The sequence below is a fragment of the Bacteroides sp. 3_1_13 genome, from assembly GCF_001185845.1.
In the GTDB taxonomy this organism is placed as follows: domain Bacteria; phylum Bacteroidota; class Bacteroidia; order Bacteroidales; family Bacteroidaceae; genus Bacteroides; species Bacteroides xylanisolvens.
Map to the genome: position 1 here is coordinate 902,598 of NZ_KQ236956.1, position 23,157 is coordinate 925,754.

Here is a 23,157-nt window from a genome sequence, read left to right on the forward strand (position 1 = left end):
CGATAAATATTGCAAAATAATTTTTTGTATAGTAAGTACTTACCTATCCCCTGTTTTATATGAATAAGAAAAAAATATGCTGGATTACTCCAGATTGCTTCATTGATTGCGATTTGAATTATTTTAATATGCATGAAATCTTAAAGCATTATGATATTCATTGGATTGTACTGTTTAGTAGAAATAATAGGTTTAAAGAGTCGGACTTTGAGCAAATAAAGAAAGAAAATACAAATCTAACAATTGAATTTTTTAGGTTTAATTATAAAATGCGTAATCCAAAGAATGTTCTAATAAATATACGTATTGGCAAAGCTATAAAGAGGCAAGCTCCTGATATTATCTATATGAATTATAGTATCTATTCACCATGGGAATTGCCTATGTTTTATTTATTACCCAAGAGACATTATATTCAAACAGCACATCAGGGAGAAGCTCATATAGGCATGGGGCATAAGAAATTATTAAATGTACTGCGCAGATTGGTTTATTCGCGAGTAAAATATGTCAATATGTTTTCTAAATCACAAGCAGGGCTTTTTCAAAAACATTTTCCTAATTCGAAGATATTTAAGATTCCTTTAGCTTTAAAAGACTTTGGTATTCCTACTATTGTGAAACCTAAAGATGGTATTATTCGATTCCTTTCATTTGGTACAATTAATTATGCTAAAAATATTGATTTGTTAATAGATGCTGCATGTGTACTTTATGATAAAGGATATCGAAACTTTAGGGTATCGATTAATGGTATGTGTAAAGATTGGAGTTTTTATCAGACAAAAATAAAATATCCAGAGCTTTTTGATATAGATATTCGGTCAATAGATAATTCTGAAATAGCTAATCTATTTGCTTCCGCTGACTATTTTGTTCAACCTTATAGAGTGGTGTCTCAAAGCGGTCCTACAAAGATTTCTTTTAATTATAATCTTCCGATTATAGCTTCGAATTTGCCAGGTTTTTCGGATGAGATTCTTGAAAATGTAAATGGATATCTTTTTGAACCAGGAAACGTAAACGATTTAGTTCGTGTAATGGCTTCTGCTATAGATACGTATACATGTGATTATAGTAAGTTGAAGGCTTCAATGGCAGAGCATACAGAACGGTATTATTCGGCAGAAAAAATAGCCTCTCAATATATAGAAATGTTTGATGAAGTATTATGTAGATAGTTTTTTAGATTAAAATCGTATGAAGGAAAAATTAAAGTTGGCTATTAAAGGAAATGTTTTTATCGTATGGCTACGTATTTTATTTGACAAAATAGGAGAGTCCTTTTCATTGACTTTGTATAGTGGAAGTACAAACCAGACAAAGGATATTTTTAAAAAACAGGCTGAATTACAAATCAGAATACATGCTTTGGAAAAGGGGATGTCTATTGGAAAAGTCAAAGTCGGTTTTGGAAAGGAAAAGGCTTTTGCTATCATAAAAGATCTTGCTGATTTGCTAAAAAGAGGAGGGGAAAAACAATTTGTTATAGAATCGGTTTCCGTATTGCAGAAATATGTAGAATTTAATAAGGATATGGGTGCTGATATGACAGAAGTGGAGATTTCTCTCCATAAGTTGTGTTCTTGTTACGATATTCAGATTATGGATGTAGGTGGAATATATAATCTTAGTTTGAAAGATATTTCTAGCAAATTGAAATCTCCATTTGATGAATTTTCTCAATTACGTTTTTCTATTCGCGATTTTGGATCCTTACCTGTGGATTTAGAACATGTGTGTGCCGCATTAAGACTTTGTGAACGTACTCCATCTGCTTGTAATAGGCAAAGTTGGAGAGTTCATGTGTATACGGAAAATAAGTTAGTTACAAAAATGTTCAAATTACAGGGAGGAAGCAAGGGGTTTAATGAACAAATGCAATGTGCTATTCTTGTATGTGGTGATTTGAGGAATTATGGTTTTTATGAACAAAATCTTCCTTTTGTTGATGGAGGTCTTTATGCAATGAATCTTCTTTACGCTCTTCATTATTATGGTTTAGCGACAATACCATTGACTATGGGGCATAAATGGAGAATTACAAAAAAAATAAAACAGGAGATGCATCTCCCGAGTCATGAGGTTCCAGTTCTTTTGATAGGTGTAGGAACGTTTAAGGACAATTATAAAGTAGCAGTTTCGCATCGCTATTCGTATAATGAATATGTGAAATTCAATCAATAAATAATGAGAGTCGGATTACTGACTTTCGATGATGAAAAGAGAAAAATAATATTTAAAAGTTTTCTTGTAATAGCGATATAAAGATGAATCAATGAAAATATTAATAGTAACTTTTACAGGTGGAGTTAATCCTGGTACTATTATGCAAGCAATAGGGGTGCAAACAGCCTTCAAACAGTTGTATCCTAATGCTCATATAGAGTTCTTGGATTTTCCGGATTTTAAAAGAGGTAAATTATCTGTTAGGGGGAAAAATGATTCACTATGGCATACATTTTTACAGAAAGCGTTTGCTGCATTTCGTTTAATCAAATATAATAAACTTAGAAAGACGTATTTTAATTATTCTCCAAGGGTGGATATGTTCAATTACGACAAGGCGTCTATAGCTTTCATTAAACAGTATGATTTAGTTGTAATTGGAAGTGATACAATCTTAGAGCAAGGCTATAATTTAGATGGAACAAAAATTGGATTGAATTGGATGCCTTTATTTGTCCCAAAACTTTATTTTGCAGCTAGTGCCTCTCCAGCTACTTTTAATCCTAGTATTGACTTAAAAGAGGTGGTGGAAAAGGCTTTGTTTATAGGACTTAGAGATAACCTAACAGTACAGTTCTTTATTAACAAGCTCGGAATAGAAGCAAATCGTTTAGTTAAACAACCGGACCCTTCTTATTATTTAGATATTACAAAATTTATATTGCCTCAAAGATTAAAGAATAAAATTGATTCGAAAAAGAAATATGCTTTATACAATTTCAATTCGGACTTCCCATATCGGAAAAAAATGGCTGATAACTTGAGAAGCTTAGGTTATCAAGTCATTTCAACGGCTTATAATCCTTATGCAGATATGTGTTTTGATACAGTGGATGCTTTTGAATGGGCTGCAGTATTTCCATATATGGATATAATAGTAACAGAAAGATTTCATGATTCTGTTTTTGGTTTACGTAATTGTAGGCCAGTGGTAGCGATTGATTGGGATAAAAACAGATTTGCGGCTGAAGGGGATTCAAAAACATTTAGGATATTAGAAGATTATGGACATCAACATCTACATTTTAATCTGTGTGGCAGTGCAGATTTAACCACTATTTGTACTACTGTCGAAAATATAACTCATTTGTTTGATTTGAAGAAAATAAAGGAAGTAAATAATATTCAAACTGAATTTGCCAATAAGATTCTGATTGTTCTAAAAGATATTCTGTTAAGAAATAATTTGTTATGAAAAAAATTAAAATATGCTATGTAATTTCCTCTTTGAGTAATCAAGGTCCTCCGAATGTCCTCTATAATATTATACAGTATATGGACTTTTCTATATTTGAAGTTTCGATAATTACGATGGTCCCGGAACAAGAAATTTCACGTATTGAGGAATTTAGGGTATTGCCGATAAGAATTATTCAAATGTCTCCGGATAAAATACAAAATCCTATTGCAATGTTCTTTACATTAAAGAAATCAGTGGAACGGATAAATCCGGATATTCTTCATACACATTGTCCTCGTTCAATGTTCTTAGTGCCATTTCTCTCATCTAAATATAAAAAAATAGAGACAGTTCATATCTTCCCGGGTATACAACAGAAAGTGCTGTATGGCAAATGGAAAGGAAAAATTGTAATTGCGCTTAGTCATTTTTTTACAAAGAAGATGGATTTGCCTATTGCTTGTTCGGAAAGTGTAGCACAAAGTTATTGGGATGAACAACACTATAAGATGAAAGCTATCCCAAATGGCTCTTCATTATCATTATGGAAATACGACAAAGAGCAAAAAGCGAAACTAAGAAAAGAGTTGGGATTAAAAGATGATGTGAAGTATTTTATTTTTATCGGGCGTTTTTCACAAGAAAAGAATCCAGATATGATAATACGTGCTTTTGAAGAACTAAAAGATGATAGAATCGGTCTTCTCTTGCTTGGTAATGGAGAACTATACGATGAACTGAAAAAGCATGAAACCGAAAATCTAAAAATGCCTGGATTTAAATCGAATATATATGATTATTTAAAAGCATCAGACTATTATATATCAGCTTCGGATGTAGAAGGGTTGGCTAATACGTTATTGGAAAGTATGACAGTTGGATTACCTTGTGTACTTTCTGATATCCCATCTCACAAAGAGGTTTTAAGTAAGGCAAAACAAACAATTGGATATACGTTCAATAACAAAGATATGAATGGATTAAAAAATGCTATTCATGATATATTGAAAATTGATGAGAATTGTACTAGGATTTACATTCAATCTCTTTTTGATAAATATTACACAGCGCAAAAAATGTCAGAATCTTATCAGAAAGCCTATATTGATTTGGTAAATAATCTATGATATTATTATTGAAAGTTTATGATTACAGTATCTATCGTTGCCTATAAAACAAGTATTGAAGAAATGAGTAAATGCTTGCAGTCATTAACCTCACCACTTGTTTCTACTATTTATATTGTTGATAATTCCAATCAAAAGTATATTGCGAATTTCTGTATGCAATATTCTAATGTTGTGTATATTGGCAGTGAGAATGTAGGTTATGGAGCAGGGCATAATAAGGCTTTGCGACAAGTTCTTCGAACTCAAGAGAAATACCATTTGGTTCTCAATTCAGATGTATATTTTGAGGCATCAGTATTAGATCATTTGGTAGGGTATATGGAGACAAACCCAGATGTAGCACAAGTACAACCGAATGTTGTTTATCCCAACGGGGAAATGCAATATACGTGTAGGCTATTACCTACGCCGGCTAATCTTATTTTTCGTAGGTTTCTGCCTAAAAAGATGGTAGAGAAAATGAATTATCGTTATACGCTTCAGTTTAATGACCATAAGAAAGAAATGAACATTCCTTATCATCAAGGTAGTTTTATGTTTTTTAGATTGGAATGTTTTGAAAAAGTGGGGTTGTTTGACGAAAGATTTTTTATGTATCCGGAGGATATTGATATTACTCGAAGAATGCATAAATATTATCGTACCATGTTTATACCTGATGAGACAATTGTGCATGCACATCGGGCTGCTTCTTATAAAAGCAGGAAAATGCTTAAAATACATATAACAAACATGATTAAGTATTTTAATAAATGGGGATGGATATATGATAAAGAGCGCAGTGTTTGGAACAAACAGTTATTGAAAGAATTGGGGTATAAGAAATAAACTTTTCCATATATAAATTATGAACTACATCATTACGGGTGGTACTGGTTTCATCGGTACTCACTTGACCAATTTAATTAAAACACTTCATCCACAAGCTAAAGTCTATAATCTTGATATTGTGAAGCCGGGTACTCCCTTGCCTACAGTAAAGGATTATAAACCTGCATTGTGTGAAGGACAGTTTTTGCAATCGGAATTTATTTACTGTGATGTGCGAAAACCAATAGAAGTGCCATTTGAGGTGACTTCAGAGGATGTAATTTTCAACTTTGCAGCCGTACATCGCACTCCTGGGCACCCTGACCGTGAGTATTTTGAAACAAATATTCGCGGTGCAGAGAATGTTTGTGCATTTGCCGAGAAATATAATATAAGAAAAATCGTATTTACATCGTCAATTGCCCCTTACGGAGCAGCTGAAACGTTGAAGGAGGAAACTACATTACCTACTCCAAACACTCCTTATGGTATATCTAAATTAGTGGCTGAAAAGGTTCATATTGCTTGGCAGGCTAAGAAACAGGCAGAACGTCAATTGACAATTGTACGTCCGGGTGTAGTATTTGGGAAAGGGGAGAATGGAAACTTTACCCGTCTATATTGGGGGATCAAAATGCACACTTTTGCTTATCCCGGGCGCAAAGATACCATCAAGGCTTGTATTTATGTGAAAGAACTAGTACGTTTCATGTTATATCGTTTGGAGCATCATGAGGAGGGTGTAGAATTGTATAACTGTACTTTTGAGCCTGCCTACACCATACAGCAAATAGTAGACACAATTAAGAAGGTGACAGGTCTGAACCAAGTGGTTCCGTATATACCAAATTCTTTGATTATGCCTGTTGCTTATTGTGCAAAGATGATAGGGAGTCCTATGGGGGTATGTCCGGCGCGTGTAAAGAAGTTACAGATATCCACAAATATTTGTGGAAAGAAACTAGCTGCATCGGGTTATAAATTTCATTATACTTTCGAAGAAGCGATTGCTGACTGGTATAAAGATAATGATAATCTTTATCTGAAATAAAAAATATTGGCTCTTTAATATATTAGTGTATGCAGGAAGTCCAACGTTTTAACAAAGTCCTAAAATCTTTGGTCCTTTTGGGGGATCTTATTTTGCTGAACCTGCTTTTATGGGGATTTAATTTGTTACTGGGTACCCGTTTCTGGTGTGTGCATTGCGGTTCTATCTTTCAGGGCATGACTCTTATCACTCTGTGCTATTTACTTTGTAACATGCATTCAGGTGTTATTCTTCATCGTCCTGTGGTACGTCCTGAGCAGATCATGATCCGTGTCTTACGTAACATGGTTCCTTTTGTCTTTTTTTCGGTTTGTACGTTGCTTGTTTTTCATTTTCATTTTTCTCATTCTCGATATTTCGGACTGTTTTATGTTGCTTTAATAATTGTTATTGTTAGCTATCGTCTAATTTCCCGTCACTGTTTGGAGCTTTATCGGAAAAAGGGAGGAAATGTCCGCAAGGTAGTATTAGTTGGAAGCCATGAGAATATGCAAGAACTTTATCATGCGATGACGGATGATCCTACGTCTGGTTATCGTGTAGTGGGCTATTTTGAGGATTTTCCTTCGGACCGGTATCCGCAGGATGTTCCATACTTGGGACAACCCAATGAAGTAAGTGTTTTCTTAGAAAAACATGCGGGAGAGATCAATCAGCTTTATTGTAGTCTTCCTTCTGTGCGCAGTGCGGAGATTGTTCCCATCATTAATTACTGTGAAAACCATCTGGTCCGTTTTTTTAGTGTTCCTAATGTCCGTAATTATTTGAAGCGTAGAATGCATTTTGAATTATTGGGGAATGTTCCTGTACTTTCTATTCGTTGTGAGCCATTGGAATCACTGGAGAACCGTATTATCAAGCGTGCTTTTGATGTCGTTTGTTCAGGGTTATTTCTTATTACGGTTTTTCCGTTCGTTTATATATTCTTCGGAATTGCAATAAAATTAAGTTCTCCCGGTCCTGTTTTTTTCAAACAAAAACGCAGTGGTGAGGATGGCCGTGAATTCTGGTGTTACAAGTTTCGTTCAATGAAGGTTAATGCGCAATGTGATACTCTTCAGGCTACGGAAAATGATCCTCGTAAAACACGTATCGGAGAGATAATGAGAAAGACTAGTGTGGACGAATTGCCTCAATTTATCAATGTATTGAAAGGAGATATGTCTATTGTAGGTCCTCGTCCTCACATGTTAAAACATACAGAGGAATATTCTAATCTGATAAACAAGTTTATGGTTCGTCACTTCGTTAAACCTGGAATAACTGGCTGGGCTCAAGTGACGGGCTTTCGCGGTGAGACGAAAGAGCTCTGGCAGATGGAGGGACGTGTGCAACGTGATATCTGGTATATAGAGCATTGGACTTTTTTATTGGACTTATATATTATGTATAAGACGGTGTATAATGCTATACATGGAGAAAAAGAAGCATATTAAAAAATAAAACTTAGGAATTAAAGGGCGTTTAATTATGAATTTAAGAATTATGATGAGAAGACTAAACAAAAGAAATTTGTGGTTACTATTGTTGCCATTCCTATTGGCTGGCTGTCAGTCTTATAAAAAGGTTCCCTATTTCCAGAATGTGGAAGTTGTGAACGAGGTAGAACAACAGGAAAAATTGTATGATGCCAAGATCATGCCCAAGGATTTGTTGACTATTGTGGTATCGTGTACTAATCCTGAACTTGCGATACCTTTTAACCTGACAGTTGCCAGCAATGCCGGAATAGCTGTGAGTACTTCGTCTTATGTGACTACTCAACCTGTATTACAGCCTTATTTGGTAGATAATGAAGGAAACATAAATTTTCCGGTGTTAGGAGAATTGAAGTTAGGAGGCTTAACGAAAAGGGAAGCAGAACAGCTGATTATAGATAAATTGAAGCCTTACATGAAGGAGACTCCCATTGTAACGGTCCGTATGGTAAATTATAAAATATCTGTTATCGGTGAGGTTACCCGTCCCGGAACTTTTACTATCTCTAATGAGAAAGTGAATCTGTTGGAGGCATTGGCTATGGCTGGTGATATGACGGTATACGGTCTTCGTGATAATGTAAAGTTGATTCGTGAAGACGCAAACGGCAAACAGCAAATTGTAACCTTGGATTTGAACAAGGCCGAAACCATTCTTTCACCTTACTATTGGTTGCAACAGAATGATATTGTTTATGTAACTCCCAATAAAGCAAAGGCTCGAAATTCAGATGTAGGTAACAGTACCAGTCTCTGGTTCTCAGCCACTTCTATCTTGGTATCCATTGTCAGCCTATTAGTAAATATTTTAAAATAATGATTTGCAATGAAAGAAACAGATTTCAACGAAGCACAAGAATCTAAGGAAGAAAATATAGACGTTAAGGAACTATTGTTTAAATATTTGATCCACTGGCCTTGGTTTGTGGGGGCGGTTGTGGCGTGTTTGATTGCGGCATGGGTCTATTTGTATGTATCCACTCCCGTATATAATATTTCCGCTACGGTTTTAATAAAGGATGATAAGAAAGGGGGGAGTGCCGGAATGCTTTCCGGGTTGGAGAGTCTGGGATTGGATGGTATGATCTCTTCTTCGCAGAATATTGACAATGAGATTGAAGTTCTCCGTTCAAAGACTATCGTCAAAGAGGTGGTTGAAGATTTGGGACTTTATATTTCTTATACAGATGAGGATGAGTTTCCTTCCAGGAACATGTATAAGACTTCACCTGTACAAGTGAGTCTGACTCCGCAGGAGGCTGATTTGTTGGAGGAGCCGATGATAGTGAAGATGGCATTACAACCACAGGGAAGTATGGATGTGACTGTGAAGATTGACGATGATGAATATCAGAAACATTTTGAGAAATTGCCGGCGGTTTTTCCTACCGATAAAGGGACATTGGCTTTTTTCCTGACGCCGGACTCGGTATTATCTTCTAAAAGAACATCGGAAGAAACTACAAATTTGGAAAAGACTACACGTAATATTACAGCAACAATTAATAAGCCTTTGACGGTAGCGAAATGGTGTTGCAAAAATATGACTATAGAACCCACTTCCAAAACTACTTCTGTAGCTGTCATATCGTTGAAAAACTCAAATGTGCAGCGAGGCAAAGATTTTATCAATAAGCTATTGGAGATGTATAATATCAATACGAATAATGATAAAAATGAAGTGGCACAGAAAACTGCAGAATTTATCAATGAACGTATTGGAATTATTTCAAAAGAACTCGGTAGCACGGAAAAGGATTTGGAGAGTTTTAAACGTGGGGCAGGTATTACGGATTTGACCAGTGATGCTCAGATCGCTTTAACTGGTAGTGCTGAATATGAAAAGAAGCGTGTAGAGAATCAAACCCAGATTAATTTGCTGCAGGATCTTCAGAAATATATGCAGAATGAAGGTTATGAGGTTCTGCCCAGTAATATCGGATTGCAGGATTTGAATCTTGCGGCTGCCATTAATCGTTATAATGATGTGCTTGTTGAGAGAAAACGTTTGCTGCGTACGTCAACAGAGAATAATCCTACCATTATAAACCTGGATACCAGCATTAGTGCAATGAAAGAGAATGTGCAAGTTTCTTTAGACAGGGTGTTGCGTGGATTGTTTATCACAAAGGCAGATCTGGATCGTGAAGCGAGCCGTTATTCCCGTCGCATTAGTGAGGCACCTGGGCAGGAGCGCGAATTTGTGAGTATTGCGCGTCAGCAGGAAATTAAGGCCGGACTCTATTTGATGCTTCTTCAGAAACGTGAGGAAAATGCTATAACTCTGGCTGCTACAGCCAATAATGCGAAGATTATAGATGAAGCTATAGCAGATGATGCTCCTGTGGCTCCTAGAAGTAAAATTACTTATTTGATCGCTTTGATACTAGGAGTCGGAATTCCGGTAGGGGTTATATATTTGCTTGAATTAACCAAATTCAAGATTGAAGGTCGTGCAGATGTAGAAAAACTTACTAGTGCACCTATTGTCGGTGATATCCCGTTGACAGATGAAAAGCAGGGAGCTATTGCTGTATTTGAGAATCAAAACAACCTGATGAGTGAAACTTTCCGCAATGTCCGGACGAATCTTCAGTTTATGCTTGGAAATGGCAAGAAGGTGATTTTAGTTACTTCCACAGTCAGTGGTGAAGGTAAATCTTTTATCTCTGGTAATCTTGCTATCAGTCTTTCTTTATTAGGGAAGAAAGTAGTAATAGTTGGTCTTGATATCCGCAAGCCAGGTTTGAATAAGGTATTCAATATATCAAAAAGAGAACAAGGGATAACTCAATATTTGGCTAATCCGGAAAAGAATTTGATGGATTTGGTACAGCTCTCTGATGTCAGTAAGAATCTCTATATTCTTCCTGGTGGAACAGTTCCTCCTAACCCGACAGAATTGTTAGCACGTGATGGATTGGATAAAGCGATTGAGACTCTCAAAAAGAATTTTGAATATGTGATTCTCGATACCGCTCCTGTCGGTATGGTAACTGATACCTTATTAATAGGACGTGTGGCTGATTTATCTGTTTATGTATGTCGTGCGGATTATACCCGTAAAAATGAGTATACTTTGATTAATGAACTTATTGATGGAAATAAGTTGCCTAACCTATGTACAGTAATAAATGGTTTGGATTTGAAGAAAAGAAAGTACGGTTATTATTACGGCTATGGTAAATATGGCAAGTATTATGGTTATGGTAAACGATACGGCTATGGTTATGGATATGGAGAACAATCTGGTAAGGAAGAATAAATCCATTGATAACCAAGATATTTTAAAATTAATAATGTCATAGAGTGGTTTATAATACTTTACACAAAAGTGAGATGAAACATGTAGGTCCCTAACTTTATGCTACACACATGAAGAACCCTACATTTTGTGGTCAGGAAATATACAGCGGTGTATTCCTGATCAACGCCCTCATGTCGGTGTAAATCCGATGTGATTTCTATAATATCAACTGTCTGTGAAGATCGTTGATATTTTTTTTAAAACAGTGAATGGTGCGATGAATATTTTTTGTAGCTTTGTGAAAAATCGAATTGAAATGGAAAATTTACGAAGATACCCCATCGGAATACAGACTTTTTCGGAAATACGGAAAAGTAATTACCTTTATATTGATAAAACGGAATATGTGTATTGGATGGTACATTTCACTAAATACGTATTCTTGAGTCGTCCTCGTCGTTTTGGTAAGTCATTGTTGACTTCTACATTACATAGTTATTTCTCTGGTCAGAAAGAATTATTTCAAGGGTTGGCTATAGAAAAGCTGGAAAAGGAGTGGACGGAATATCCAGTGCTTCACTTTGATATGAGTACAGCCAAGCATGCAGACTGTGAACAGCTGTTGCAAGAGTTGAATATGAAGCTAATTCGTTATGAGGAGGTTTACGGAAAGATGGAGGGAGAGATTAATCCAAATCAGCGTCTGGAAGGACTCATCAAGCGCGCTTACGAGCAGACAGGGAAACAAGTGGTTGTGCTGATAGATGAATACGATGCTCCTCTGCTGGATGTAGTACACGAGGAAGAGAGGCTTGGCGTATTGCGTAACATCATGCGCAATTTCTACAGTCCTCTTAAAGCGTGTGATCCTTATTTGCGGTATGTGTTTTTGACCGGTATCACCAAATTCTCCCAACTTAGTATATTTAGTGAATTGAACAATATCAAGAATATTAGCATGAATGAGTCTTATGCTGCCATTTGCGGTATTACAGAAAACGAGATACTTGTCCAAATGAAAGATGATGTAGACGCATTAGCCCAAAAACTGGAGGTTACTTCTGAAGAGGTATTGGCAAAACTGAAAGAAAACTACGACGGCTATCATTTCACTTATCCGTCTCCTGATATATATAATCCATTCAGTTTGCTTAACGCTTTTGCAGATGGTAAATTTAATTCTTATTGGTTTGGTAGTGGTACGCCTACTTATTTGATAAAGATGCTGGATAAATTTGGTGTAGCGCCTTCCGAGATAGGGAGAAAAACTGCGGTTGCGGAGGATTTTGATGCACCTACAGAAAGAATGGTGAGCATTACTCCATTGTTATATCAAAGTGGCTATATCACGATAAAAGATTATGATAAGGAGTTAGATTTATATACATTGGATATTCCTAATAAGGAGGTAAGAATAGGTTTGATGAAAAGTCTTCTTCCTAATTATGTTGCTAGTAAAACACCGGAAACCAATACTATGGTAGCTTATCTTTCCCGTGATATTCGTAATGATGATATGGATGCTGCTTTACGTCGTTTGCAAACGTTTCTGTCTACCATTCCTCAATGTGATAATACGAAATATGAGGGGCACTACCAACAGATGTTTTATATTATATTCAGTTTGTTGGGCTATTATGTAGATGTGGAGGTTCGTACTGCCAGTGGACGGGTGGATATGGTGCTTCGTACAAAGACTACGTTGTATGTGATGGAATTGAAACTGGACAAGAGTGCGGATAGGGCGATGGAGCAAATTGATCTGAAGAATTACCCCAAACGTTTTGCTTTGTGCGGATTGCCTATAGTAAAGGTGGCTGTCAGTTTTGATAGCGAACAGTGTACAATAGGGGAATGGAAAATTCTAAAAGTTTAATTATATTGCTGATTAATAAATTGTTATATACTAGTATGAATATAAAGAGCTCCGCAAGGGGCTTTTTTCTTTTCTATCCGGAATAAAAGCTTCACCTTTGCAGTGTTGATCAACAAAACGTGAATAAATAATTTGAATTTAAATCTTTAAAAAAACGTAGTATGAGTGTAATTTACAAAGTCATTACGCGCCCAACAGATCCGCGTGTTCCCAATTCTCCCAAGAGATATTATCCGCATCTGATCACTTTAGGTCAGTCTGTCAACCTGAAATATATTGCACAGAAAATGCAGGATCGTTCTTCGTTGTCTGTCGGTGATATCAAGAGTGTGATCCAAAATTTTGTGGAAAAGATGAAGGAGCAGCTGCTGGAAGGTAAGTCTGTGAATATTGAAGGTCTGGGCGTCTTTATGTTGACTGCCCGTTCGAAAGGTGCCGAACTGGCGAAGGATATAAATGCAAAAAGTGTAGAGAGCGTTCGTATCTTTTTTCAGGCGAATAAAGAGCTGCGCGTTACAAAGACTGCTACTCGTGCAGATGAGAAGTTGGATTTGATTAGCTTGGATGAATATCTGAAGAAGCTTAATATGACAATTTCTCCTAATGATCCTGAAAAACCGGATGATGGCGGAGAAGAAGGCGGAGGAAATGAAGGTGGCGGTAGCGGAGAAGCACCGGATCCTGCCGCATAATGAATTGTCAATTAATGATTGATGGTTAGGGTGTTTATTTAGTGTTTAATAAAAAAGAAAAATGTCTATGAAAAAAACGTGGAGTATTATTTTGAAAGTGATTATTGCTGTTGCTGGTGCAATTGCCGGAGTGGTCGGTGTACAGGCAGCAAACTTGTAATTGATTATCTTATAAATAGGTATATTTATGAATGAATAACAGGCGGGAAAAATCCCGCCTGTTTGTGTTTTAGATATAATTAGAGAATTATACTTCCTCGCATACTCTCATTTCCATTCCTTTATACACTACTACAATCTTATGCAACTGTGTGGTGCCAATTGCATTTTTCACTGTATCAGTATCAGCATAACGGTTTGTTTGGGCGATACCTTCCAATCGTAATTCTTCCACACGATTCTCTGAATCTTTGTATTTGGCATATTTCAACTCGATTATGTAGCTGTGTTTCATGTCGGGATAAATATCCAATAATGGAGATAGGAAGATGTCGGCATATCCCTCTTGTGTGTCTGCCTCCGAAATGGGACGGTAGAATCGGTTTTGTGCAGTCATGGCTAATGTGAAACCATGCACGAAAAATTCTCCCTTTTGTTTGTCACGCTGGGAGGCATAACTCTTCAGGCAATCGGCTATATAATCAAAATATGCTTTCCATGTACCTCGATAAGCGAGTGAACTGGATAATTCATTTTTTTCATAATTACTGAAGCTTAAGTTGGCTTCATTGTAAGTGTTCAATAGATAGGTGTAAAGCTGTTCGCGGACTACTTGATTAGGAATGGTGAGTTTGCACTTTCCTTCATGTGTACCATTAATAGTAAGCATACCAAAATAATAGAGTAGGCTGATGAAGTTGTCTGGATCAATAATACTGGCGGCTGGAAATCCTTTCTTCACTTCTCCAGTGATGTAGCCTTGGCTTATTAAGGTCTGTATGATGGAAGCATCGTGCGCAAACTCTTTATCTTTGCGGATGAGCATACGCAATTTCTCGTAGTCGATACGGATGTTGTCTTCTACCATGTCCTTCGGTACTTCACCGTATCGGATGTAGTTTTTGACGAAATAAAGCACCATGTTAGAATTGTACATAGTGGTTTGACCATAACATTCTTGTGCAAAGCAGTAATTATCATACCACGGTTTCATAATTTCTATCAATTCATCGATGGTATGGTTGAAATGCCCTGTATTAGAATAATAAGTTAACATTTCGCGAACTTCACTTTCTGTGAATCCCATCATTTCATTGAATTCTGATGAAAGGGAGTAATTAGTGCCGATATTGAAGCCGCTGGTCAAGTCATCCATTGTTACGGGACTGACACCTGTGATGAAACAACGTTTGATGCTGGAGTCGGTACCGGATTTTATTTTATTGAAGAAGGCACGTAAATAACCTTCTTTGTGTGTCTCATCAGTGTAACGGTTCATGCTGTCGACATCAGAGAGTATTGTATTGGTGAAATGGTCATATTCATCAATGAAGAGATAAATCTTTTGATTTACACGAGCGCATTCCGTAAACAGATATTCGAATTGGCTGACTGCCCCGTCTTTTTCGTTCATTTTTTCTTTGATTCCTTCGGGTAAATAGTCGGCATAAACATCGCAGAAATAGTCAAATACGATTTTGCAATGTTCGTCCAGACCTTTGCGGTAGCTGTGTAAATCTCCACTGATTCCTGAGAAATTTAATTTTATTACTAGATAGCTATTACGGTCTTTCGTAGGGTGCTTTCCGATATAAAGGTCGCCAAATAAAGCGTCAAACTTATCTTTGGTACGTATGTCATAATAATGTTGAAGCATATTCAAGGTCAGACTTTTTCCGAATCGACGCGGACGGATAAAAAAGAAGAAACGATCCGACTGCTCTATCAAAGGGATGAAAGAGGTTTTATCCACGTAATAATAATTGTCCAAACGGATGTCCTCGAAGTTCATCATACCATAAGGTAACAACTTCCTGTCTGATAATACATATTCCATAATTTATGCCTTTTATATGAATATACTTTGAATAAGTGTAGACAAAGATACTTCCTTTCCGCTACTTTCCCAAACAAACGTTCTTTCTTTTTGGTTTCGTGCTATTTGTTATGAGTGCCGCTCCATATTTTAACAAAATAGAAATTATAATCAAACTCGTTGGCTGAATAGCGGATTTTATCTACCTTTGTACCTTAATTAAATGCGTCATTTTAAGCAAGAAAAAACATGATTCGAAAAATAATAAAGGCTCTTTGGATATTTCTGGCAGTCATTGTGTTGGCTATTGTTGTCATCTTTGTCTCTATCTCAAAGGGTTGGATTGGTTATATGCCTCCTGTAGAGGAACTTGAAAATCCGAGTTATAAATTTGCAACGGAGATTTTCTCTGAAGATGAAAAAGTGCTTGGCACGTGGTCTTACAGTAAGGAAAATCGGGTATATACAGCTTACAAGGATTTGTCTCCCAGTATTATCAATGCTCTTATTGCGACGGAAGATGTCCGTTTTGTTAAACATTCTGGAATTGATGCCAAAGCATTGTTCCGTGCGTTTGTGAAACGTGGTTTGATGTTTCAGAAAAATGCAGGTGGAGGTAGTACTTTGTCGCAACAGCTTGCCAAACAGTTGTTTACAGAAAATGTGGCGAGAAACACGCTTCAACGTCTTTTCCAAAAACCGATTGAATGGGTGATTGCGGTGAAGCTTGAACGTTACTACACCAAAGAGGAAATCTTGAGTATGTATCTCAATAAGTTTGATTTTCTGAATAATGCGGTTGGTATTAAAACTGCTGCACATACATACTTCGCATGCGAACCGAAAGATTTGAAGATCGAAGAGGCAGCTACGTTGGTAGGGATGTGCAAGAATCCTTCACTTTATAATCCGGTCCGTTTCAACGAACGTTCCCGTGGCCGTCGTAATGTAGTGCTTGAGCAGATGCGTAAAGCTGGTTATATCACAGATGCAGAATGTGATTCTTTGCAGGCTCTTCCGTTGAAACTAAAATATAACCGCGTTGACCACAAAGAGGGATTGGCTACTTATTTCCGCGAATATCTCCGTGGTGTGATGACAGCACCGAAACCGGTAAAAAGTGATTATCGTGGTTGGCAAATGCAGAAATTCTACGAAGATTCTATCGCGTGGGAAACTAACCCGTTGTATGGTTGGTGTGCAAAAAATAAAAAGAAAGACGGTACGAATTATAACATCTATACAGATGGATTGAAGATTTATACGACGATCAATTCACGTATGCAGCAATATGCAGAGGATGCAGTAAAAGAGCATTTAGGTGATTATTTGCAACCTGTGTTTTTCAAAGAAAAAGAGGGAAGCAAAAATGCTCCATACGCAAGATCACTGCCGGAAAAACGAGTGGAGGAGTTGCTGACAAAAGCTATGAAGCAGACGGATCGTTATCGTCTTATGAAAGAGGCGGGAGCTTCGGAACAGCAGATTCGTAAAGCGTTCGATACCCCGGAAGAAATGACTGTCTTTTCCTGGAAGGGAGATAAAGATACAATTATGACACCGATGGATTCCATCCGTTACTACAAATCTTTCCTGCGAACAGGATTCATGTCGATGGATCCGGTAAGCGGGCATGTGAAGGCTTATGTAGGCGGACCGAATTATGTATATTTCCAGTATGATATGGCAATGGTGGGACGTCGTCAGGTGGGATCTACTATCAAACCGTATTTGTATACATTAGCAATGGAAAATGGCTTTTCTCCTTGTGATCAGACACGCCACGTAGAGCAAACGTTGATTGATGAGAACGGAACTCCTTGGACGCCTCGTAATGCAAATAATAAACGTTATGGGGAAATGGTGACTCTGAAGTGGGGATTGGCTAATTCTGATAACTGGATTTCTGCTTATTTGATGGGCAAACTGAATCCGTATAATCTTGTACGTTTGATCCATAGTTTTGGGGTTCGTAATAAAGCAATCGACCCGGTGGTTTCGCTTTGTCTGGGACCTTGTGAAATTTCTGTGGGTGAGATGGTAAGTGCATATACAGCTTTTGCCAATAAAGGAATTCGTGTAGCTCCATTGTTTGTTACACGCATTGAAGATAGTGATGGTAATGTGCTTTCTACCTTTGCACCGCAAATGGAGGAGGTGATAAGTATTTCAAGTGCATATAAAATGCTGGTTATGTTGCGCGCTGTTATTAATGAAGGAACAGGTGGGCGTGTTCGTCGTTATGGAATTACCGCCGATATGGGTGGGAAAACAGGTACGACCAATGATAACTCTGATGCCTGGTTTATGGGATTCACTCCTTCATTGGTATCCGGTTGTTGGGTAGGAGGTGATGAACGTGACATTCACTTTGGTAGAATGACTTATGGTCAGGGAGCTGCCGCTGCTTTGCCTATTTGGGCATTGTATATGAAGAAAGTGTATGATGACCCGACTTTGGGATATGACCAGCAGGAGAAATTTAAACTCCCTGAAGGATTTGATCCGTGTGCCGGTTCGGAAACTCCGGACGGAGAGGTGATAGAAGAGGGGGGATTGGACGATCTTTTTAACTAAGTCTGAAATAAGTATTAACCCGTAGCGTTTGGGGCACTGAACTGTAGGTGTAATATCTCTAATATCTAATGTTTAATACTTAAATACTTATTTTTTAATGCATAGGTATATTGTTTGCATAGGGAGTAATTACAACAGGAAAGAGAATTTGACTTTTGCCAGACAGGAACTGACTGAATCGTTCTCTTCTATATGTTTTGCGCCCGAATTGGAAACTGAACCTTTATTTTTTAAGAATCCGGCCTTGTTTTCCAACCAAGTGGTTATGTTCTTTTCCGATAAAGATGAAGAGGTAGTGAGGAAAATGCTGAAAGATATAGAGCAAAGGTCCGGACGTCGTCCGGAAGATAAAAAAGAGGAGAAAGTTTGTCTGGACATTGACATGCTTTTATATGATAACAAAATAGTAAAACCGGAAGATTGGCAAAGGGGATATATACAACAGTCATTATCTGCCTTCCATTCTTCATTATTTATTAAGTAGATGAAATTTCTTGGAATTATACCTGCCCGCTATGCATCCACTCGTTTTCCTGCAAAACCGTTGGCTATGTTGGGTGGAAAAACTGTTATACAACGTGTGTATGAACAAGTGGCTGGCGTTTTGGATGATGCTTATGTAGCCACGGACGATGAGCGTATTGAAGCTGCTGTCAAGGCGTTCGGAGGTAAGGTTGTGATGACTTCTGTTCATCACAAAAGCGGTACAGATCGCTGTTATGAAGCTTGTACAAAGATTGGAGGTGACTTTGATGTCGTGGTTAATATACAAGGAGATGAACCTTTTATTCAGCCTTCACAATTGGATGCGGTAAAGGCTTGTTTCGAAGATGTAACCACGCAGATTGCCACGCTGGTGAAACCTTTTACTGCAGATGAACCGTTTGCTGTACTGGAAAACGTAAATTCACCGAAAGTGGTAGTCAATAAGAACTGGAACGCGCTTTATTTTAGCCGATCCATTATTCCTTATCAGCGTAATGCCGAGAAACAGGACTGGCTGAAGGGACATACCTACTACAAGCATATCGGACTGTATGCCTATCGTACAGATGTGCTGAAGGAGATAACCATGCTTCCGCAGTCTTCTCTGGAACTGGCTGAATCTTTGGAGCAGCTCCGTTGGCTGGAGAACGGATATAAGATAAAGGTAGGCATTAGTGAAGTAGAAACTATCGGAATCGATACCCCGCAAGATTTGGAACGGGCAGAAGAGTTTTTGAAGAATAGAATCTAATCGTATGGATCGTAAAATACAACCTGAAATACAAACCCTGAAAAATTTTCGTATACTTCCTCCCGTCCGAATGACATTGCCAAATGGTATTCCATTGACTGTTATTAATGCGGGTGAACAGGAAGTAGTACGCATAGATGTGCTTTTCGCTGGAGCCCGTTGGCAGCAGTCGCAGAAACTGCAAGCCTTGTTTACAAACCGGATGTTGCGCGAAGGTACGACAAAATATACGGCTGCCACCATTGCCGAGAAACTGGATTACTACGGTTCGTGGCTCGAACTGTCCAGCTCGTCGGAGTATGCATACATCACTGTTTATTCGTTGAATAAGTATTTGGCGAAAACATTGGAGGTGGTAGAATCCATGATTAAAGAACCGCTTTTCCCGGAGAAAGAATTGCATACTATCCTCGATACCAATATCCAACAATATCTGGTCAATACTTCCAAAGTTGATTTCCTGGCACATCGCAGTCTGTTGAAGTCGCTTTATGGCGAACAGCATCCATGTGGTAAAATAGTGGTGGAGGAAGATTATCATGCCATCACTCCGGAAGTGCTTCGTGAATTTTATGAACGGTATTACCATTCGGGCAATTGCTCTATATTCTTGTCCGGCAAGGTGACGGAGGATATTATCAGCCGGGTGACGGATACATTCGGCACTTCTTTTGGTCAACATCAACAGCCGGCATCGAAATTAAGCTTTCCTTTTACTGCCGTTCCCGAAAAGAGAATTTTTATAGAACGTGAGGATGCCATGCAGAGTGCTGTAAAGATGGGATATACAACCATCACTCGTAACCATCCTGATTATCTGAAACTCCGGGTATTGATGACTTTATTCGGAGGCTATTTCGGCAGTCGTCTGATGTCTAATATCCGTGAAGAAAAGGGGTATACTTATGGCATTTCAGCAGGAATCATGTTTTATCCGGATAGCGGATTGCTGGCTATCTCGACAGAAACGGATAATGAATATGTGGAACCGTTGATACAGGAAGTATATCATGAAATTGACCGTCTGCATCAGGAACCTGTGTCGATGGAAGAACTGACTATCGTACGCAACTATATGTTGGGCGAAATGTGCCGTAGTTATGAGTCTCCTTTCTCACTTTCGGATGCATGGATCTTTATTGCTACTTCCGGTCTGGATGATGACTACTTTTCACGTTCTCTGCTGGCTGTAAACGAGGTTACTCCTGCAGAAATACAAGATTTGGCACAGCGCTATTTGTGCAAAGAGACATTAAAAGAGGTCATTGCAGGTAAAAAGTTGTCATAAATTGCTTTCCGAAAGTGGGCTGTTTGGGATAGAAATTGTATCTTTGTCCAAATTGTAATTCTAAAATGAGTAACGACTAAAACCAATGAGGAAATATCTATATACTACACTTTTATTGGCTCTCCTCGCACAAGAGGGAGTAATGGCACAAGAAAATGAAGGAAAAAAAGGCGGATTTTTCGGAAAAATTAAAGATACATTCTCCACTGAAATAAAGATTGGCAACTATACTTTTAAGGATGGCAGTGTCTATACGGGAGAAATGAAAGGGCGAAAACCGAACGGAAAAGGAAAAACGGTTTTTAAAAACGGTGATGTCTTTGAAGGTGAATATGTGAAAGGGAAACGTGAAGGATATGGAATTTATATGTTCCCTGACGGAGAAAAGTACGAAGGACAGTGGTTCCAGGACCAGCAGCACGGAAAAGGTATCTATTATTTTATGAATAACAACCGTTACGACGGTATGTGGTATCAGGATTATCAGCATGGTGAAGGAACTATGTATTATCATAACGGTGATTTGTATGTAGGTCATTGGGTGAATGATAAACGTGAAGGCGAAGGTACATATACTTGGGCAAACGGTGCCAAATATACCGGTCACTGGAAAAATGATAAGAAGAACGGTAAAGGTACCATGAACTGGGATGACGGCTCTAAATACGATGGAGACTGGAAGGATGATGTTCGTCACGGAAAAGGGGTCTTTGAATATACCAATGGAGATAAATATGATGGTGACTGGGCGGATGATATTCAACATGGAAAAGGTACTTATTACTTTCACACGGGCGACCGTTATGAGGGCTCGTATCTCTTAGGTGAGCGAACCGGTCCAGGAGTTTATTACCATGCTAACGGTGATAAATATGTAGGTAATTTCAAGAACGGCATGCAAGACGGAAAAGGTACTTTTACCTGGGCGAATGGTGCTGTGTATGAAGGAAGCTGGAAAAATAATAAACGTGATGGTAAAGGAGTTTATAAATGGAGCAATGGCGATGTTTATGACGGTGACTGGAAAGATAACCGTCCCAATGGACAAGGCACTCTGAAAACTGTTGCTGGTATGCAATATAAAGGTGGGTTCGTTGATGGATTGGAAGAGGGTCAAGGCGTACAAATCGACAAAGATGGTAATCGCTTCGATGGCTTTTTCAAACAAGGAAAGAAGGATGGCCCTTTTGTCGAAACAGATAAAGATGGAAAAGTGATTAAAAAAGGAACCTATAAATTCGGAAGACTCCAATAAAATGATGAATGATGAATGAAAAATTGGTTGCTTACTATCACCAATTCAAATTCTTAGTATGTTGAGACAAATAAGAAAGCCGGCTAAACTTGAAATTAGCCGGCTTTCTTATTCTTCATTCTTCATTTATCATTCTTCATTTAAATGATATATTGTGAACTGATAGATTCGTTATTCATTACTCGTTTGATTGTTTCAGCAAACATGTCGGCAATGCTTAACTGTTTCACTTTCGGGCATTTCTTAGCATAAGGGATGCTGTCAGTAAATACCATTTCTGTCAGGGCAGACTCTTGCACACGGAAAGAAGCCGGATCAGACATTACGCAATGACTGGCGATAGCGCGTACAGATTGGGCACCGGCTTCCAACATGATGTTGGCTGCTTTGGTGATTGTTCCTGCTGTGTCTACGATATCATCAATCAAGACAACGTTTTTACCTTCCACGTCACCGATGATTTGCATAGATGCTACTTCATTGGCTTTTTCACGTGATTTGTTGCAGAGTACCAATGGTACGCCGAGGTATTTGGAGAAAGTGCTGGCACGTTTTGAACCTCCTACGTCCGGTGTAGCAATAACCAGATTTTCCAATTGCAATGACTGGATGTAAGGGAGGAATACAGCTGATGCGTACAAGTGATCTACCGGGATATTGAAGAATCCCTGGATCTGGTCAGCATGCAAATCCATCGTAATCAGTCGGTCGATACCTGCAACAGACAGCAGATCAGCTACCAACTTAGCCCCGATAGATACACGAGGTTTGTCTTTTCTATCCTGACGAGCCCATCCGAAATAGGGGATTACAGCTACAACGCTCTTTGCTGATGCACGTTTAGCAGCATCAATCATCAGGAGAAGTTCCATTAAGTTGTCTGAGTTAGGGAAAGTGGATTGAACCAGGAATACATGTGCGCCACGAATTGACTCCTCGTATGAAACCGCAAATTCGCCATCGGCAAAATGGGTAATGTTCATATTTCCCAGAGGACAATCCAGGCTCGCGCAGATTTTTTCTGCAAGATATCTCGAGTTCGTTCCCGAGAATACCATAAAGGGTGCTTTTTCGCTCATTTTGTAATAGATGTTACCTATTTGTTAATTTGCCTGCAAAGGTAGGAATTTCT

General features: G+C 38.1%; 19 protein-coding genes. 17 read left to right on the plus strand and 2 right to left on the minus strand.

Annotated elements, in window-relative coordinates:
* Window positions 1-59 precede the first annotated feature (59 nt).
* From HMPREF9009_RS16185 to HMPREF9009_RS25835, 12 genes are all read left to right on the plus strand, one after another.
* Entirely contained in the window at window positions 60-1,181 is a 1,122-nt protein-coding gene (locus HMPREF9009_RS16185; protein WP_049702714.1) for a glycosyltransferase family 4 protein, read from the plus strand.
* A 19-nt stretch (window positions 1,182-1,200) separates the two neighbouring features.
* Complete coding sequence (locus HMPREF9009_RS16190) at window positions 1,201-2,187, plus strand: nitroreductase family protein (protein WP_049702715.1); 987 nt, start codon at window positions 1,201-1,203, stop codon at window positions 2,185-2,187.
* A gap of 91 nt (window positions 2,188-2,278) precedes the next feature.
* Window positions 2,279-3,424, plus strand: coding sequence for a polysaccharide pyruvyl transferase family protein (locus HMPREF9009_RS16195; RefSeq protein ID WP_049702716.1), 1,146 nt, complete (start codon window positions 2,279-2,281; stop codon window positions 3,422-3,424).
* A complete protein-coding gene (locus HMPREF9009_RS16200; protein ID WP_049702717.1) occupies window positions 3,421-4,536 on the plus strand; it encodes a glycosyltransferase in 1,116 nt (371 codons plus the stop codon). Before HMPREF9009_RS16195 ends, HMPREF9009_RS16200 begins: the two co-directional genes overlap by 4 nt.
* Window positions 4,537-4,554: 18 nt before the next feature.
* Window positions 4,555-5,367: a glycosyltransferase gene (locus HMPREF9009_RS16205; RefSeq protein WP_049702718.1), complete on the plus strand. Its 813-nt coding sequence runs from the start codon at window positions 4,555-4,557 to the stop codon at window positions 5,365-5,367.
* A gap of 19 nt (window positions 5,368-5,386) precedes the next feature.
* A complete protein-coding gene (locus tag HMPREF9009_RS16210; protein WP_049702719.1) occupies window positions 5,387-6,400 on the plus strand; it encodes an NAD-dependent epimerase/dehydratase family protein in 1,014 nt (337 codons plus the stop codon).
* Between the two features lie 29 nt (window positions 6,401-6,429).
* Window positions 6,430-7,836, plus strand: a complete 1,407-nt coding sequence (locus HMPREF9009_RS16215; protein ID WP_049702720.1) for an undecaprenyl-phosphate glucose phosphotransferase — start codon at window positions 6,430-6,432, stop codon at window positions 7,834-7,836.
* A gap of 34 nt (window positions 7,837-7,870) precedes the next feature.
* Window positions 7,871-8,695, plus strand: a complete 825-nt coding sequence (locus tag HMPREF9009_RS16220; RefSeq protein WP_049702721.1) for a polysaccharide biosynthesis/export family protein — start codon at window positions 7,871-7,873, stop codon at window positions 8,693-8,695.
* Between the two features lie 9 nt (window positions 8,696-8,704).
* Window positions 8,705-11,143 (plus strand): GumC family protein, encoded by a 2,439-nt coding sequence (locus HMPREF9009_RS16225; RefSeq protein WP_049702722.1) that lies wholly within the window; start codon window positions 8,705-8,707, stop codon window positions 11,141-11,143.
* A 298-nt stretch (window positions 11,144-11,441) separates the two neighbouring features.
* The gene (locus HMPREF9009_RS16230) at window positions 11,442-13,001 is read left to right on the plus strand and encodes an ATP-binding protein (protein ID WP_232313597.1); all 1,560 of its coding nucleotides are present in this window, start codon (window positions 11,442-11,444) and stop codon (window positions 12,999-13,001) included.
* 161 nt (window positions 13,002-13,162) lie between these two features.
* Window positions 13,163-13,693, plus strand: coding sequence for an HU family DNA-binding protein (locus HMPREF9009_RS16235; protein ID WP_008022512.1), 531 nt, complete (start codon window positions 13,163-13,165; stop codon window positions 13,691-13,693).
* Window positions 13,694-13,760: 67 nt separating this feature from the next.
* Window positions 13,761-13,853, plus strand: coding sequence for a smalltalk protein (locus HMPREF9009_RS25835; protein WP_151433315.1), 93 nt, complete (start codon window positions 13,761-13,763; stop codon window positions 13,851-13,853).
* Window positions 13,854-13,940: 87 nt separating this feature from the next.
* Here the strand turns inward: HMPREF9009_RS25835 and HMPREF9009_RS16240 are convergent, their stop codons facing one another.
* On the minus strand, window positions 13,941-15,689 hold the full coding sequence (locus tag HMPREF9009_RS16240) for an AAA family ATPase (RefSeq protein ID WP_049702724.1): 1,749 nt from the start codon (window positions 15,687-15,689) through the stop codon (window positions 13,941-13,943).
* A 228-nt stretch (window positions 15,690-15,917) separates the two neighbouring features.
* Between HMPREF9009_RS16240 and HMPREF9009_RS16245 the strand changes: the two genes are divergently transcribed.
* The 5 genes from HMPREF9009_RS16245 to HMPREF9009_RS16265 all read left to right on the plus strand — a co-directional run bounded on the left by HMPREF9009_RS16245 (window position 15,918) and on the right by HMPREF9009_RS16265 (window position 22,025).
* The gene (locus tag HMPREF9009_RS16245; protein WP_049702725.1) at window positions 15,918-18,245 is read left to right on the plus strand and encodes a transglycosylase domain-containing protein; all 2,328 of its coding nucleotides are present in this window, start codon (window positions 15,918-15,920) and stop codon (window positions 18,243-18,245) included.
* Between the two features lie 97 nt (window positions 18,246-18,342).
* Complete coding sequence (locus HMPREF9009_RS16250) at window positions 18,343-18,729, plus strand: 2-amino-4-hydroxy-6-hydroxymethyldihydropteridine diphosphokinase (RefSeq protein WP_008022508.1); 387 nt, start codon at window positions 18,343-18,345, stop codon at window positions 18,727-18,729.
* Window positions 18,730-19,482: a 3-deoxy-manno-octulosonate cytidylyltransferase gene (kdsB, locus tag HMPREF9009_RS16255; protein WP_015531050.1), complete on the plus strand. Its 753-nt coding sequence runs from the start codon at window positions 18,730-18,732 to the stop codon at window positions 19,480-19,482. It abuts the gene before it with no gap.
* Window positions 19,483-19,486: 4 nt separating this feature from the next.
* Window positions 19,487-20,770, plus strand: coding sequence for a M16 family metallopeptidase (locus tag HMPREF9009_RS16260; RefSeq protein WP_049702726.1), 1,284 nt, complete (start codon window positions 19,487-19,489; stop codon window positions 20,768-20,770).
* A gap of 85 nt (window positions 20,771-20,855) precedes the next feature.
* Window positions 20,856-22,025 carry an MORN repeat-containing protein gene (locus HMPREF9009_RS16265; RefSeq protein ID WP_008640042.1) on the plus strand — a complete coding sequence of 390 codons (1,170 nt, stop codon included), beginning with the start codon at window positions 20,856-20,858 and terminating at the stop codon, window positions 22,023-22,025.
* Between the two features lie 140 nt (window positions 22,026-22,165).
* Here the strand turns inward: HMPREF9009_RS16265 and HMPREF9009_RS16270 are convergent, their stop codons facing one another.
* A complete protein-coding gene (locus HMPREF9009_RS16270; protein ID WP_008022499.1) occupies window positions 22,166-23,104 on the minus strand; it encodes a ribose-phosphate pyrophosphokinase in 939 nt (312 codons plus the stop codon).
* Between the last annotated feature and the right edge of the window lie 53 nt (window positions 23,105-23,157).

Excerpts from the sequence above, each read along its gene's own strand:
- HMPREF9009_RS16185 (WP_049702714.1), top strand. The coding sequence starts at position 60 with ATGAATAAGAAAAAAATATGCTGGATTACTCCAGATTGCTTCATTGAT.
- HMPREF9009_RS16190 (WP_049702715.1), top strand. The coding sequence starts at position 1,201 with ATGAAGGAAAAATTAAAGTTGGCTATTAAAGGAAATGTTTTTATCGTA.
- HMPREF9009_RS16195 (WP_049702716.1), top strand. The coding sequence starts at position 2,279 with ATGAAAATATTAATAGTAACTTTTACAGGTGGAGTTAATCCTGGTACT.
- HMPREF9009_RS16200 (WP_049702717.1), top strand. The coding sequence starts at position 3,421 with ATGAAAAAAATTAAAATATGCTATGTAATTTCCTCTTTGAGTAATCAA.
- HMPREF9009_RS16205 (WP_049702718.1), top strand. The coding sequence starts at position 4,555 with ATGATTACAGTATCTATCGTTGCCTATAAAACAAGTATTGAAGAAATG.
- HMPREF9009_RS16210 (WP_049702719.1), top strand. The coding sequence starts at position 5,387 with ATGAACTACATCATTACGGGTGGTACTGGTTTCATCGGTACTCACTTG.
- HMPREF9009_RS16215 (WP_049702720.1), top strand. The coding sequence starts at position 6,430 with ATGCAGGAAGTCCAACGTTTTAACAAAGTCCTAAAATCTTTGGTCCTT.
- HMPREF9009_RS16220 (WP_049702721.1), top strand. The coding sequence starts at position 7,871 with ATGAATTTAAGAATTATGATGAGAAGACTAAACAAAAGAAATTTGTGG.
- HMPREF9009_RS16225 (WP_049702722.1), top strand. The coding sequence starts at position 8,705 with ATGAAAGAAACAGATTTCAACGAAGCACAAGAATCTAAGGAAGAAAAT.
- HMPREF9009_RS16230 (WP_232313597.1), top strand. The coding sequence starts at position 11,442 with ATGGAAAATTTACGAAGATACCCCATCGGAATACAGACTTTTTCGGAA.
- HMPREF9009_RS16235 (WP_008022512.1), top strand. The coding sequence starts at position 13,163 with ATGAGTGTAATTTACAAAGTCATTACGCGCCCAACAGATCCGCGTGTT.
- HMPREF9009_RS25835 (WP_151433315.1), top strand. The coding sequence starts at position 13,761 with ATGAAAAAAACGTGGAGTATTATTTTGAAAGTGATTATTGCTGTTGCT.
- HMPREF9009_RS16240 (WP_049702724.1), bottom strand. The coding sequence starts at position 15,689 with ATGGAATATGTATTATCAGACAGGAAGTTGTTACCTTATGGTATGATG.
- HMPREF9009_RS16245 (WP_049702725.1), top strand. The coding sequence starts at position 15,918 with ATGATTCGAAAAATAATAAAGGCTCTTTGGATATTTCTGGCAGTCATT.
- HMPREF9009_RS16250 (WP_008022508.1), top strand. The coding sequence starts at position 18,343 with ATGCATAGGTATATTGTTTGCATAGGGAGTAATTACAACAGGAAAGAG.
- kdsB (WP_015531050.1), top strand. The coding sequence starts at position 18,730 with ATGAAATTTCTTGGAATTATACCTGCCCGCTATGCATCCACTCGTTTT.
- HMPREF9009_RS16260 (WP_049702726.1), top strand. The coding sequence starts at position 19,487 with ATGGATCGTAAAATACAACCTGAAATACAAACCCTGAAAAATTTTCGT.
- HMPREF9009_RS16265 (WP_008640042.1), top strand. The coding sequence starts at position 20,856 with ATGAGGAAATATCTATATACTACACTTTTATTGGCTCTCCTCGCACAA.
- HMPREF9009_RS16270 (WP_008022499.1), bottom strand. The coding sequence starts at position 23,104 with ATGAGCGAAAAAGCACCCTTTATGGTATTCTCGGGAACGAACTCGAGA.